12 protein-coding genes are annotated in these 14,626 nt (G+C 57.8%); 7 read left to right on the forward strand and 5 right to left on the reverse strand.

What is annotated here, in order from left to right:
• Window positions 1–66: 66 nt before the first annotated feature.
• The 4 genes from groL to BZK31_RS06985 all read right to left on the reverse strand — a co-directional run bounded on the left by groL (window position 67) and on the right by BZK31_RS06985 (window position 3,599).
• Window positions 67–1,710: a chaperonin GroEL gene (groL, locus tag BZK31_RS06965; protein ID WP_083182058.1), complete on the reverse strand. Its 1,644-nt coding sequence runs from the start codon at window positions 1,708–1,710 to the stop codon at window positions 67–69.
• Between the two features lie 49 nt (window positions 1,711–1,759).
• Window positions 1,760–2,053 (reverse strand): co-chaperone GroES, encoded by a 294-nt coding sequence (locus BZK31_RS06970; protein ID WP_004881479.1) that lies wholly within the window; start codon window positions 2,051–2,053, stop codon window positions 1,760–1,762.
• A 252-nt stretch (window positions 2,054–2,305) separates the two neighbouring features.
• Complete coding sequence (locus BZK31_RS06980; RefSeq protein WP_083182060.1) at window positions 2,306–2,800, reverse strand: FxsA family protein; 495 nt, start codon at window positions 2,798–2,800, stop codon at window positions 2,306–2,308.
• 67 nt (window positions 2,801–2,867) lie between these two features.
• Window positions 2,868–3,599: a HugZ family pyridoxamine 5'-phosphate oxidase gene (locus BZK31_RS06985; protein WP_083182061.1), complete on the reverse strand. Its 732-nt coding sequence runs from the start codon at window positions 3,597–3,599 to the stop codon at window positions 2,868–2,870.
• A 136-nt stretch (window positions 3,600–3,735) separates the two neighbouring features.
• Here BZK31_RS06985 and BZK31_RS06990 point away from each other — a divergent pair, with 136 nt between their 5' ends.
• On the forward strand, window positions 3,736–4,494 hold the full coding sequence (locus tag BZK31_RS06990; protein WP_083182062.1) for an SDR family oxidoreductase: 759 nt from the start codon (window positions 3,736–3,738) through the stop codon (window positions 4,492–4,494).
• 58 nt (window positions 4,495–4,552) lie between these two features.
• On the opposite strand, the gene BZK31_RS06995 is transcribed toward BZK31_RS06990, so the two are convergent.
• Window positions 4,553–5,560: a DUF481 domain-containing protein gene (locus tag BZK31_RS06995; RefSeq protein ID WP_083182063.1), complete on the reverse strand. Its 1,008-nt coding sequence runs from the start codon at window positions 5,558–5,560 to the stop codon at window positions 4,553–4,555.
• Between the two features lie 172 nt (window positions 5,561–5,732).
• Here BZK31_RS06995 and BZK31_RS07000 point away from each other — a divergent pair, with 172 nt between their 5' ends.
• From BZK31_RS07000 to BZK31_RS07025, 6 genes are all read left to right on the forward strand, one after another.
• The gene (locus BZK31_RS07000; protein WP_083182064.1) at window positions 5,733–6,089 is read left to right on the forward strand and encodes an MGMT family protein; all 357 of its coding nucleotides are present in this window, start codon (window positions 5,733–5,735) and stop codon (window positions 6,087–6,089) included.
• 54 nt (window positions 6,090–6,143) lie between these two features.
• A complete protein-coding gene (locus BZK31_RS07005; protein WP_083182065.1) occupies window positions 6,144–7,694 on the forward strand; it encodes an AmpG family muropeptide MFS transporter in 1,551 nt (516 codons plus the stop codon).
• Window positions 7,695–8,021: 327 nt separating this feature from the next.
• Window positions 8,022–10,580, forward strand: coding sequence for a type VI secretion system Vgr family protein (locus BZK31_RS07010; RefSeq protein ID WP_244182644.1), 2,559 nt, complete (start codon window positions 8,022–8,024; stop codon window positions 10,578–10,580).
• The gene (locus BZK31_RS07015) at window positions 10,577–12,619 is read left to right on the forward strand and encodes a T6SS effector phospholipase Tle3 domain-containing protein (RefSeq protein WP_083182067.1); all 2,043 of its coding nucleotides are present in this window, start codon (window positions 10,577–10,579) and stop codon (window positions 12,617–12,619) included. The genes BZK31_RS07010 and BZK31_RS07015 overlap by 4 nt, the downstream gene beginning before the upstream one ends.
• The gene (locus BZK31_RS07020) at window positions 12,619–14,304 is read left to right on the forward strand and encodes a type VI lipase adapter Tla3 domain-containing protein (RefSeq protein ID WP_167377876.1); all 1,686 of its coding nucleotides are present in this window, start codon (window positions 12,619–12,621) and stop codon (window positions 14,302–14,304) included. Before BZK31_RS07015 ends, BZK31_RS07020 begins: the two co-directional genes overlap by 1 nt.
• The gene (locus BZK31_RS07025) at window positions 14,301–14,570 is read left to right on the forward strand and encodes a PAAR domain-containing protein (RefSeq protein ID WP_083182068.1); all 270 of its coding nucleotides are present in this window, start codon (window positions 14,301–14,303) and stop codon (window positions 14,568–14,570) included. The genes BZK31_RS07020 and BZK31_RS07025 overlap by 4 nt, the downstream gene beginning before the upstream one ends.
• The last annotated feature ends 56 nt before the right edge of the window (window positions 14,571–14,626 follow it).

The raw sequence follows: 14,626 nt of genomic DNA on the forward strand, positions 1-14,626 counted from the left end.
TAAGTGAACAGCATTACCGCACCAGGCGGGGTTTTTTATGGGTGAAACTTGAGGGGTAAAGCTGGCTTACATCATGCCGCCCATACCACCCATGCCGCCCATGTCCGGCATGCCGCCGCCTGCTGGCTTGTCTTCAGGCACGTCAGCGATCATCGCTTCGGTGGTGATCATCAAGCTGGCGATCGAGGACGCTGCCTGCAGAGCAGAGCGAGTGACCTTGGCCGGGTCCAGGATACCCATTTCGATCATGTCGCCGTATTCGCCGGAAGCAGCGTTGTAACCGAAGTTACCCGAACCCTGCTTGACCTTGTCGACCACGACGCTTGGCTCGTCACCGGAGTTGGCAACGATCTGGCGCAGCGGTGCTTCGACGGCACGACGCAGCAGAGCGATACCGACGTCCTGATCGGCGTTGTCGCCTTTCAGACCTTCGATAGCCTGCAGGGAGCGAACCAGTGCCACGCCGCCGCCAGGTACCACGCCTTCTTCAACGGCTGCACGGGTAGCGTGCAGGGCGTCTTCAACACGGGCTTTCTTCTCTTTCATTTCAACTTCGGAACCGGCACCGACCTTGATCACAGCAACGCCGCCAGACAGCTTGGCCAGACGCTCTTGCAGTTTCTCTTTGTCGTAGTCGGAGCTGGTGTCACCGATTTGCTGGCGGATCTGAGCGATGCGCGAGTCGATGTCGGTCTTGACGCCAGCACCGTCGATGATGGTGGTGTTTTCTTTGTTCAGCACGACGCGCTTGGCATTACCCAGGTGTTCCAGGGTAGTGGTTTCCAGGCTCAGGCCGATCTCTTCGGAGATAACGGTACCGCCAGTCAGGACAGCGATGTCCTGCAGCATTGCCTTGCGACGGTCGCCGAAACCTGGAGCCTTGACGGCTGCGACTTTCACGATGCCGCGCATGTTGTTCACAACCAGAGTCGCCAGGGCTTCGCCTTCAACGTCTTCGGCAACGATCAGCAGAGGACGACCTGCTTTCGCGACGGCTTCCAGAACCGGCAGCATTTCGCGAATGTTGGAGATCTTCTTGTCAACCAGCAGCAGCAGCGGGCTGTCCAGCTCGGCAACCATGGTGTCCGGCTTGTTGATGAAGTACGGGGACAGGTAGCCACGGTCGAACTGCATGCCTTCAACGACAGACAATTCGTTTTCCAGGCCCGAACCTTCTTCAACGGTAATAACGCCGTCTTTGGTCACTTTTTCCATGGCTTCGGCAATGATGTCGCCAATGGAGTGATCAGAGTTGGCCGAGATGGTGCCGACCTGGGCAATCGCCTTGGTGTCGGTGCATGGCTTGGACAGCGCTTTCAACTGAGCAACGATGGCGATGGTCGCCTTGTCGATGCCGCGCTTCAGATCCATCGGGTTCATGCCGGCAGCGACGGCCTTCAGGCCTTCGTTGACGATGGCTTGAGCCAGAACGGTAGCGGTGGTGGTACCGTCACCGGCGTCGTCGTTGGCACGGGAGGCAACGTCTTTAACCAGTTGCGCGCCCATGTTTTCGAAGCGGTCTTTAAGCTCGATTTCCTTGGCGACCGACACACCGTCTTTGGTGATCAGCGGAGCACCGAAGCTCTTCTCGATGATGACGTTACGGCCTTTTGGGCCCAGGGTCGCTTTTACTGCGTCAGCCAGGACGTTTACACCGGCGAGCATTTTCTTGCGGCCAGAATCGCCGAATTTAACTTCTTTAGCAGCCATGATCATTATTCCTTGAATACTTTGTAGTAACGGAAATCAGCGCGAGCACTCAGCCTTCGATAACAGCGAGAATCTCGTTCTCGCTCATCACCAGCAGGTCTTCGCCGTCTACTTTCACAGTGTTGCTGCCGGAATAAGGGCCAAACACCACTTTGTCACCCACTTTCACGGCCAGCGCACGTACTTCACCGTTGTCCAGCACGCGGCCGGTACCAACAGCGACGATTTCGCCACGGTTTGGCTTTTCGGCAGCCGAACCTGGCAGAACGATACCGCCGGCAGTTTTCGTTTCTTCTTCGCTGCGACGGATTACGACGCGGTCATGCAGAGGACGAAGCTTCATTGTCGATCTCCTGATTATGGTTTTTGAGCGCCCGGTGAATGCACCGGCCGGTTATAAATCCGGACTTGCCGGTTACGGTTCGACGCGCGAACCGCAGAATACGGTCTGGCGTTGAGGCCAGAAACCTTGCGGTGACCCATACATAAGGGCGGGCAAGGGTATTACAAGGCTTGGGCAAGAATTTTTTTACGCCGACGCGGGGCATGAAAACGGACACGGCACCCGAAGGTGCCGTGCTGGAGGCGGGGCGGATTACTTGTCGCGGTGTTCGAACTCACCTTCGATCACGTCGGGCTCACGGGTGGGCTGATGAATCGCGTGGGGGCGACTGCCGGCCGCCTCCTGATTGGCACGGGTCTGCAGATCGTCGGCGAAGGCCCGCTGACGCATGGCCTGAGCCTCGGCCCGCTCGCGCACTTTGTTGATCAGCACGCGGCGCGTGACAGGCAACAGACAGATCACGCCCAGAATGTCACTGATGAAGCCGGGCAACAGCAGCAAGCCGCCACCTACCGCCACCATCAGACCTTCAAGCATCTGCTGGGCAGGCAATTCGCCGCGCGACAGGCTTTCACGAGCGCGCAGAGCCGTGGCAAAGCCGGCCACGCGCATGACAAAAAGCCCCAGCATCGAAGTCGCCAGGACCAGCAGGAATGTCCAGAGAAAGCCAATGGACATGCCGACCCGAACCAGCAGAAACAGTTCGAGTACCGGAAAAAGTAAGAACATCAGCAAAAAAACACGCATCAAATCAGTTCCTCAGCGCAAGGGTGCCTTGCCAGTAGACCGTATGTGATGTCAGAAAGTCGTTAATTCAAGCGCACTGTTCTTCAATCACTGGCCATTTCTGCGCATGAGCCAGCTGAACCAAGGCTTCGCGCACTTGTGTCGGTGTATTACAAGGGCCGCTGAACGCCAACCAGTAGAGACTTTGCGCAATGCGCAGGTGCATGCCTTCACTGTCGATGCCCACAAGTTGCGCAGGCTCTGTGCGGGGCAAGCCGGACAGCTCGACGTAATGGGCAATGGCCTTGGCGTGATCCTGATTCATGTGCTCGACCATCCCGGTTTCAACCTTACCGGCGAACGGGTTGGCCAGTGCGACATCGTCCAGCCAGTGAATGGCCCCGAAACCGCCGATGTAGCGGTAACGCACAGGTGCCAGCACCCAGAAGTCGAAATCGTGAGCAGTGTGATAGCTCTGCGACTCGGGAAAGAACCGGTAGTAACGCCGTGCCGCGGCTTCGATGGCATCCCCGTCATCGAGCTTGCGGGCCTGCGCCAGAACCGTCACACGACCCACCGCCTGAACATCCTCGGCACCCCGCTCGCCCACCAGCAGCGAACACTTGGGGTCCAGCGTCAGGTTGTGCGTGTGCTGCGCAATACGGCTGATCAACACCAGCGGACAGCCCAGATCATCCAGGCAAAACGGCACGACCGAACCGAACGGATAACCCGGCATGGATTTGGAGTGCGTGGACAGTACCGCCCTGTACTCCTTGAGCAGCAGGTGTCGGGCATTCTTAGAGGCTTTCGCGCTCACCTTGTGACTCCTTATAACGTTTTCGTCGAGTTGAAGACGAACGCGCGGAAACAGAATATAACGTGCTCTGGCAATGGCATTCGGACTCGCATGAGTCAGCGAAGCCATGAAGACAATAATCCGATTGGGCACGCATATGGAATTGAAAGACAAGGTAATCATGATCACCGGCGGCGGCCAGGGGCTCGGCCGGGCAATGGCTGAGTATCTGGCCGGTAAAGGCGCGAAGCTGGCGCTGGTGGACCTGAATCAGGAAAAGCTCGACCAGGCAGTGGCCGCCTGCCAGGCAAAGGGTGTAGAAGCGCGGGCCTACCTGTGCAATGTCGCCAATGAAGATCAGGTCGTGGCGACAGTGAACACCATCGCTGAAGAATTCGGGGCCATTCATGGCCTGGTCAACAACGCGGGCATCCTGCGCGACGGGTTGCTGGTCAAGGTCAAGGACGGCGTCATGTCCAAGCTGAGCCTGGCGCAATGGCAGTCCGTCATCGACGTCAACCTGACCGGTGTTTTCCTGTGCACACGCGAAGTGGCGGCGAAGATGATCGAGCAGCAGACTCAGGGCGCGATCATCAATATCTCGTCGATTTCCCGGGCGGGCAATATCGGGCAAACCAACTACACGGCCGCCAAGGCGGGTGTTGCAGCGGCGACCGTGACCTGGGCCAAGGAACTTGCTCGTTATGAGATTCGCGTCGCAGGCGTAGCCCCCGGTTTCATCGAGACCGAAATGACCGGCAGCATGAAGCCCGAAGCGCTGGAAAAGATGACCTCGGCCATCCCGCTCAAACGCATGGGCAAGCCGGACGAAATCGCCCACTCGGTGGCTTACATTCTGGAAAACGATTATTTCAGCGGACGCATCCTTGAACTGGATGGTGCCATGCGCATGTAAGATGTGACGTAACGTGTCAGCGACGCGCCAGAAACAGCGCGTCGTCTGACCGCCTGTTTTACCAGGCGACGCCGAAGCCTGCGGTGTAGCGCGTCTTGTCGACATCGCCATTGTTGGAACCGCTGATGACGTCCTTCTCGGCCTTGAGGTTGAGCGAGGCCCATTCGGTGACCTTGTAGCGCAGCCCCGCCTCGACATCCAGCGAGTAATCGGCAACGCCACTCAGCGGCTTGCCCAGCTCGCCGTTGGTGAAGAATTCGACTTTCTTGCCGATCAGGTAGCGGTTGTAATCCCATGTACCGGCAACGGAGTAGAAGTTTTCCTTCTCACCGTTGGAGAACTCGAAATCGGTGCGGTTGAGCAGCGCTCCGACCTTGAAGGCACCCAGTTCGTCGTCCCAGAACTGATAGCCGGGACCGGTACCCACAACACGCTGGCGGGACAGGTCTTCGATCTTGTCGCGCTTGTAGGTAACGCGGGCGTCCCAGAAGAATTTCTCGGTCAGGAAGCGGTCGATCGAGTACTCGGCGCTCCAGTTGTCGGTGCCGACCACATCATCTGTCGTCTCGCGGTTGTATTCGCCTCGGGCGTTGTGTCTCCACTGACCATGGCGCGCCGACGTCTTGAAGGCAACGTTGTAGTCATTGGTGTCGTTCTCGGCCTGCTGGAAATCCAGCGCGGCGTCGATGTTGCCCTTCCAGACCAGATCGGTGATAACCGGCTTGGGCTTGATGATCTGCTGAATGCTCGCCAGCTCGACCGTCTTGGGCGCTTCGCCGTTGGCCAGGACGACCTTGCCGTCGTCGGACGCTTTCAGCGACTTGGCAACTTCGCCCGTGTACTGATCCTGCTTGACCAGCAGCGGCTGATCGCTCTCCAGGGTCTTGACCTGTTTCCAGTCGAGTGGAATGGCGCCACCGTACGCGGTCTGCAGCAGCAATTTACCGCCGTCGAAAACCTTGATGGTCCCGGTCAGTCTATCGCCGTTCTTCAACCAGACGGTGTCGGCAAGCAAGGGAGTGGAAGCGGTGGTGATGGCAAGGCACAGAAGGGTTCTGGACAACATAAGCGACTACTAGGCTCTGTTTGGCGGGAAATCGGGCATCATCCCGCTGGAAAGACGGCAAGGTAACGCATGGGAGGAACCATGGACTACCAGACACAGGAATCACAGACCGTAAGATCCGTCCGTAGTTCCAGGAAACGACAATCAATCGCGTTTTATACAGGATAAACAGGTGACTGACCCCGTGGCAGAGCAAAACGACCCGAGCGGCCTTTCCCCGGCCGACGTACGGCGTACGGCGCTTTATCTGACGCTCGCTCAGGTACCCGAAGGCAAAGTCGTCAGTTACGGCCAGTTAGCGGAACTGGCCGGGCTAGGCCGAGCGGCGCGCTGGGTCGGCCGCACATTGAGCCAACTGCCGGACGGTTCTTCCCTGCCCTGGCATCGGGTTCTGGGCGCTGGCGGCAGGCTCAGTCTGCCCGTGGGCAGCCCTTCAGGTGACGAACAGCGCGCCCGTTTACGTGCCGAAGGCCTTACCATTCTGAACAATCGGGTTGATATGCAACGTCATGGCTGGCGCCCCACATAGCTCAACGGTTAGAGTGCGCCCTTTGTTTTCGTAACCTGAGGCAGATTCCAGCCCATGCCCCGTAAAACCTGGCGCGCCGCGCTCGCCGCATATGCCAGCCCATCGACTCTAGTGTTGCTGCTGCTCGGATTCGCTGCGGGCATGCCTTACATGCTGGTCTTTTCTACATTATCCGTCTGGTTGCGCGAAGCGGGTGTCGCTCGCGAAACCATTGGCTACGCCAGCCTCATTGGCCTTGCCTATGCGTTCAAGTGGGTCTGGTCACCGCTGCTGGATCAATGGCGCCTGCCGTTGCTCGGAAAGCTCGGACGTCGCCGTTCCTGGCTCGTGCTGTCCCAAAGTCTGGTGCTGCTGGGCCTGATCGGCATGGGGTTCTGCGATCCGCAGCAACATCTGTCGTGGTTGATCGCCATTGCCGTGGTCGTCGCCTTTGCGTCCGCGACTCAGGACATCGCCATCGACGCCTATCGCCTCGAAATCGCTCAGGACACGCAGCAGGCCGCACTGGCCGCCAGTTACATGTCCGGCTACCGCGTCGCTGCGCTGCTGGCCACCGCAGGCGCGCTATATTTCGCAGAGGGTTTCGGCTCGACCGGCTTCGCCTATAAGCACTCGGCCTGGACGGGCACCTATGTGCTGTTCGGCCTGTTGATGCTGCCGGCGCTCATTACCACCCTGATCATGCGCGAGCCGCCCGTGCCGCTGCGCACTCAACTGTCGGCAGCGCGCTACGGCTTCACTCACCAACTGGCCTCGGTCTTCGTGCTGATCGTGCTGCTGGTGTCGGTTCCGGCCATGTTCACTCAGCTGTACAACACCGACTTCGCCAGCGTGCTGTTCGACGGCACCAGCTGGATGGACCTGCTGCTGGAGGACCGGGCGTTTTTGCGCGCGATCCTCTACACGCTGCTGACCATCGGCTGCCTGTCCTCAATGGGACGCCGCGGCCTGGCGCCGGTGCTGACGCCGATCAACGACTTCATCATGCGCTACCGCTGGCAGGCGTTGCTGCTGTTGGGCCTGATCGCGACCTACCGGATGTCGGACACGGTCATGGGCGTCATGGCCAACGTGTTTTACATTGACCAGGGCTTCACCAAGGATCAGATCGCCAGCGTCAGCAAGATCTTCGGTCTGATCATGACGTTGCTGGGTGCCGGTGTCGGCGGTCTGTTGATCGTGCGCTTCGGCATCATGCCGATCCTGTTCATTGGTGGCCTGAGCTCCGCGTCCACCAACATCCTGTTTCTGCTGCTCGCAGACATGGGTCCCAACATCAAGATGCTGATCCTGACCATCTCGCTGGACAACCTCAGCTCCGGCCTCGCCACCTCGGCGTTCGTGGCCTACCTGTCGAGCCTGACCAACCTCAAGTTCTCCGCCACGCAATACGCCTTGCTCAGCTCGATCATGCTGCTGCTGCCACGCCTGATCGGTGGTTATTCGGGCGTGATGGTCGAGAAGTTCGGCTACCACAACTTCTTCCTGATCACCGCACTGCTGGGGGTGCCTACCTTGGCGATGATCATTCTGCAGTGGAGCAAGGAAGCGCGCATCGGAAAAACCGAGCATCCTGTAGAAGTACAGACTGTCGAAAAACCGTGATGACAATCCTCTACGCTGGCTGAATGAAACGATTTCTTCAGCCAGATCTTATAGCTGCGCCCTTCTACTCTCTAGATTGCAGCGATGCACCTCCCTTAGTTGAACATTTATTTGTCCGTAAGAAAGGCCCTACGGGAACTTACGAAAGGGCTGGCATTCTGATGGCCGTGCCGCAACCACAAACGCGTCACTAAAAGCATTAATCTCAACTAGTGCAGCTTCTGGCAATGATCATCATATTGCCGGATTGCATGGATGCTCGCCTCAGAGCGTGCCCCTGTCGGCGGCTGCATCAAAGAAACGCCTTTTTATAATGGAGTAACAACGTTGAGGGAGTTGACAGGCGTTTTCGCGCCGCAGAACCGTCGGCTGATCAAGCTGACGACTGTCGCGCGCAACGAGCAGGAGTTGTTGCTGGAAGCGTTCTCCGGCACTGAAGGCTTGTCGGAGCTGTTCAGCTTTGATCTGTCGATGATCAGCCGCGACGCAATGCTGGAGCTTAAATCCCAGATAGGCCAGCCTGCCCTGCTTGAAATTGAGTTGGCGACGGACGACGTACGTCATATTCACGGCTACATCAGCGAATTCGGACTGCAAGGCAGTGCCGACGGTATCGCGCATTACAACGCAAAGCTGCGTCCGTGGCTGTGGATACTGTCACGCCGTGTTGATTCCCGGATCTTTCAGGACCAGACGATCGAGGATGTGCTGCGTCAAGTATTTACCGCCTACGGCGCCTTGGCCGATTTCGAGTTTCATTTAGGCCAGCCACTTACGCCCCGCAGCTACATCACGCAATACCGGGAAACCGATCTGGATTTCGTATTGCGGCTAATGGAACACGAAGGCCTGTTTTTCTACTTCGAACACAAGAAAGATACCCACACGCTGATCATTACCGACCAGTCCCGGCATCTTTCTCCACTGACACAACAGCCGGTCATTCGCTACCACAGCGCATCGGTGACCGAGACAGCCGACTCGATCACCGAATGGAGCAGCAATCGCGTACTGCAATCAGGACGCTTGTCGATTCAGACATTCGATTACAAGCAACCGCGCAATCAGTTGCCGGTCAGCATGCCCAGCCTGAATGAACAAGGCAACGCCGAGTCCTATGAGGTCTATGACTTTCTTGATCACTACAGTCACGGTAAGCCCAGTGATGGCGAGCACCTGGTGCGTCATCGTTTGGAAGCGATGGAAGTTCAGGCCAAGACGTTCAAAGGCAGCAGCAACTGCCGCGCCATGTACCCGGGCCGCACCTTTGAGCTGACCCAGCATTTCGATCATGACTTCGGGTCGGCCGAGGACAGGCGCTTCCTGCTGCTGAAGGTCAAGCACGAGGGACGCAACAATTACCTGTCCGATGACGACGCGGGCTATACCAACCAGTTCGAATGCATTCGTCACAAGATTCCCTACCGCCACATGATCACCGTGCCGCGCCCCACCGTGCCTGGCCCGCTGAGCGCAATGGTGGTCGGACCGGAAGGCGAAGAAGTCTTCACCGATGAAATGGCGCGCATTCAGGTTCGTTTTCATTGGCAGCGCGGCGACTCTCTCCCGCAGGGCACGACTTGGGTAAGGGTCGCCATGCCGAGTGCGGGCGGCGGCTTCGGGCATCAGTTTCTGCCGCGCATCGGGCAGGAAGTGCTGGTGACGTTTCTGGCGGGTGACATTGATCGCCCCTTGGTCACCTCCGTGTTGTACAACACCCACAACATGCCCCCCAGTTTCAGCAAAGCCTCGGGCCTGCCGGGCAACCGAACCCTGTCGGGCATCAAGACCCAGGAGCATAAAGGCAGCGGTTTCAACGAACTGCTGTTCGATGACACGCCCGGTGCTTTGCGGGCACGCGTGGGCACCACCCATCACGCCTCCGCGCTCAACCTGGGCAAACTGACCGCTCCCCGCATCGATGGCACCGCCCAGCCGCGCGGCAACGGTGCAGAGTTGCGCACCGATGCCGCCATTGCCCTGCGTGCCGCGCAAGGCATGCTGCTGACCACCTATGCCCGCCAGGACGCCAGAGGCTCGCAACTGGACCGCGAGGAACTGCTCAAGCTGCTGGCCGAATGCGGCGAACTGTTCAAATCGCTTGGCGAAACCGCAGCCGCTCGCGGTGGGCAGGCTGTGGACACTCAGGGTATCGAGGCGCTGCGTCAGTCGCTGAGCCAATGGCCGACCCCGGAGAGCAACGCAGCGGGCGATCCTGTATTGGCCGTCACGGCCGAAGCGGGTATCGCCAGCGCCACACCGCGTTCACAGGCTCACTACGCGGGCGAGAACCACGACACCACGGCGCAGAACCACCTGCAAATGACCAGCGGGGCAGCAATGCACCTGCAAGCAGGCAAAGGCATTTCAGCCTTTGCTCAGGACGCTGGCATCAGCGCCATTGCCAACCGCGGCAAGGTGCTGGTGCAGGCGCAGGAAGACGACATCGCCCTTAACGCTCAGAAAAACCTGCACGCCTCGGCAGTCGAAGGCGAAGTCGTCATCACTGCACCGACTATTCGTCTGGTGGCCGATGACGGCAGCTACATCAAGATCGGCGGCGGCATTGAGATCGGCTCGCAGAGCAAGGTCACCGTCCACGCCAGCGAACATGATTGGGTTGGCCCAAAGACAGACAGCGCCCCGATCCCGGCTTTCGGCCGCGACCCCGCCGCACAGCGCCTTGCCTTCCACTATCCCGGTCATAGTGAGGACAGTCCGCGGGCAGCAGTGGATCACGCTTATGAGATCAAACTGGAAGACGGCAGCATGGTGAAAGGGAAAACGGACGCAGGCGGACTGACCGAACGCGTGGAGCGCGAAATGATGCACCAGGCCCAGGTATCTGCGTTACGCAGCGGCACGCCAAAGGGAGGTTCGCAATGAACGGTGCAGATGAGTACGCCGTTGCCAAAGGCACCACACGCCTGATCCCCAACCTGAACACGGAATGCAAGATGGAAGTCCCCGCCGACCTGCCCGGCGTAGTGATCTTTCTGCATGGAGTAAACGACCCTGGGGCATCGTATGAGTCGGTGGAAACCGGGTTATGTCAGGGGGTCAATGAGCGGCTGGATCGGCCGGATCTGGTGGCGGGGAGGTATGGGTTTGAGTACGCTCTAGCGAGGCGCAAGCGCCAAGATAAACAAACGCTGGGAGATCGAGAGGAACAACTGCTCGACGATCCTGACACCAATCTTTACAAACGCGATACGGAGGACCCGAAAACTCGCAGCTTGCTGATTCCCTTTTATTGGGGGTATCGGGCTGAGCCCGGTGAAATCAGTCGGGACAAGAACAACGACCCCACCAGACTGCGCAATCAGTACCAGGACATACAGGGCAACCGCCTGGACCGACATTTCGGCAAGGCGGGTGGTTTCTTCGTTAACGCCACCAACAACATCTTGGACATGTATGAAAAGGGCGTGTCGCTCAACGGGCGTTACAAAATGGCTCGTAGATTTCTGCCCAATACTCATTACATTGGTGGAAACCCGCACCGGCGCTATTACGTCCTCGCCGCTCACCGGCTGGCCATGATGGTTCGAGAGATCCGGCGAGTGTCGCCTGACGAGACTGTCACGATCATGGGGCATAGCCAGGGCACACTTATTACCTTGCTGGCGCAAGCACTACTGGTCGATGGCGGAGATCGTTGCGCAGATACCCTGATCATGGTCGACACCCCCTACTGCCTGTTCCCGGAAGCCACGCCCGAAGGTCAGGACACGCTGACCACACTGACCCGCATCGTGAATGAGGTCACTCAAGCACCCCATTCCCAGCCGCCGCTGTCGGACCTGCGCGACCCTGCACATTATTGTGGGCGCAGCGGCCCGCAGTGGGGGCCGACACAAGGAATGCGCAAGGACCGGGTTGGTAACCTGACGGTATTTCCCGAACGCGATAACCGAGGCAAGGTGTATCTGTATTTCTGCCCGGACGACACCACCGTCGCACTGGATGATGTGAGAGGTATCGGCACATACGGCGTGTGGGATACGCACGGTAAAAAAAGCAATCGCAACCCCATGGCTGAATTAAAGGCCCTGCGCTTTTATCAACGTATGTGGACGAAACGCCACCGTGACGGATCACCGGTGATGGTTGGAAAGCCCCCGGGGTATGAGCTGTTACGCGCTAACAACGAATCTCGCTATCCCGGCGGCGAGATGATCACGGGTTTCGTTTCGCAAGCTCCCGTGGAAAAAGGACATCTGTGCCTGATCAACGCAGAACAACTGTACCCGCCCCATGCCCCGGAAATGTTTGGTGGAGAGGAAGAAGAGGGAACGCCAACCAAATCGGGTCGTGACCGACCAGACGACTCGAACCAGGCATCTGCAATGGGCAATCCCATGGCAAAGTTCAACTGGCGCTACGTTCGCAGCCATACCGGATCGATAGATCTGGAACGAGAGCTGGCCCAATGGAACATGGGCAAAGCCCCAGGAGATCAAACCCGTATCATGCGCAAACGTCGGGTAACAGGCGACGGTGCGCCGCGGCCGACCGATCGTTACGACATCGTACGGGAAGAGACCCCGAACGAAATACGTGAATACATGGATAAAAGCACTGACGTACTGGCCCCCAATAGCTATCACTCGGGCCTGCTGCGCAGCCCGGAAAACCAGCGCTGGGTGACGGCCATGGATATTGCGATTGGCCAGGCTAAGTGTCTGGACGATCCGGATATGCGTGATGTGCTGGTGGCGATTGCGGATTGGAAGATGGATAAACAGATGTTCGGATATGTCCTAAAAATGCCTAGTTGGGAACGACTCAGTATTGACGCGCAGTTACTGGTAGCAGCCAGCCATAAATATTACGAATACGGAAAGTTCCCCTCTGCCAGCCTGGTATCTTTGACCCCCCCTTCTCTAATCGATATTGCCTCAAAAAAAAGTGAGGCTCAGTGATGGAGCAAAAAAATAAAGTATCAACAAGACCGAAGCTGAAGCTTTACTTCTGGATAACCGGAATGCTGCTGATACTTTGGTTAGGATTCGTCCTGCTTGTCCATTTCAAAGCACAGGAAAACAACATGGAACTGCGTGCAATAAATTCAGTAACACGCTGGGGTGTGGTAGCAGTTTTAGGCTTTACGCTCTTCGCTTACAGCGGACACTGGTGGGGTAAAGCCGTCGCACATGAAAAAGCCGAGCTAGTCGCCTATAAATCCAAAGTGATGAGTCAGGCATCAGAACAGCAAGAGGCGCAAAAACGAAATTATTCGCTGGAAATAAGGGGGGTGGGCATAACGGTCCATGATTGGCATCAATCTTCAGTGTGGAGAGAAATAGTCACGAAGAACAACAATTTTGCATCAATATACTCATCCTCCCCAAAGGAATATGATTCAGGCCTGAGCTCGCGCGAGATCACTAGAAGCATAAACACACGCGTGGCATTCCAGCACTCCGCTGGAGAATCTGTTGCGTATTGGCCTGTTCCAACATTTGCAATCGCGCCTCCCAAACAGCCCTCGGACATGGGAGCGGCAAGTAATATAATGAGTGGTCGAAATGCAGCGACCCTTGGGGTCACGCTCGTTTTGTGGCAAGACGCTGAAAACACTACTCATGCTCAAAAAATGCTTGAGCGTTTATTCCGTTTTTTTGACGACAATCCCAGGGTGCCTGAAGCGCTGATCGTAAGTGAAGATGGTGACGTCACGCGAAATGGTTTGCGTGTGGCAGGCACTCCAGGTCTACAAAAAAACTCTCAAGTAGTACCCACTATATTCGAGAGCATGACCGGATTGCTGGTCACCCGTTCCGACAGGGTAGATCGATATATTCGTACCTATGCGACCGACGAAACGGAAGACAATCAGAACAACAATACCGATATGGGCAAGCTTTGGGATTTCTACTGGAATCGTGATGTCGCATTTACGGAACAGTATGAAAACGAACAAAGAGCCAAGGGTGTTGTAATTCCACTTGCCCCCGGTACCATGTCCACCGCCTACTGGCAGGCCCAACTCCCCGCCTTCTGGAAAACCATCAGCAACCGCGGTCCCGGCAATTTCGAGCCCTCCCCTTGGCTGCCCATCCGCTGGGCTGAGCATCAGGTCAAGGAATTCGATGCTGCGCCGGTACTCGGCTACCTGCACCGTCCGATCAAAGCATCGATGACGGACGAAAACGGCAAGCGCCTGAAACCGGGCTTGCAAGCCAAAGCCCTGCAGGCCGCTTGGGTGCAAGCACTGGAGACCCTGCCCGAAGGTCAGAAACCTGTGCGGGTGTTCTACGACAGCACCAACAACCCCGAGGCCGAAATCGCCCTGAACAACGCCCTGCACGACCTGAACAAGGACGGCCACGGTCTTGAACTGGGCAACGTCGAGGAAGGCTTCGATATCGGCCGCCGCCTCGGGAATACCGGGGTCAGCGGCGCGCTGGTGGAAATCAATCTGGCCACCATCGCCAGCTACAAGGAGGGCGGGGTCAGCGCCGTGGTCTACGCCGGTACCGATGGCAGCCTGACCGTGCAGATGGTCCGCCCGCCGGATGAAGCCCGCAAGGCAAAAAATAGTCAGACGCGCGGCAAAGACCCGTTTACCTATGGCTCGCCAAAAAGCGGAGCTGTCGCCGAGTGAGCCATCCTGTCTGCCTGGGCGACGCCACCAGCAGTGGTGGCCGAGTGGTGTCCTGCCAACTGGCAGGCACCCACACTCTCAACGGCAAGTCACCGGCAGTGCTCGGTGACAAAGCCACCTGCCCGCTTCATTCAGGTGAATTCGCCTTTATCGAAGGCCATCCCACCCGAAAGCTGAACGGCCTCCCGGAGGTGCTGCATGGCCATCGGTTGGCGTGCGGTTGTCGGGGTGTCGCCAGCCATGCGGTGAATGTGCGCGTAGCGTAGTTGTTGGTCGCACCCATTTAAGGGACGACCAGTAATTTAGGCACGGGAGGGCTGAC

Source organism: Pseudomonas floridensis (assembly GCF_002087235.1).
Classification (GTDB): Bacteria; Pseudomonadota; Gammaproteobacteria; order Pseudomonadales; family Pseudomonadaceae; genus Aquipseudomonas; species Aquipseudomonas floridensis.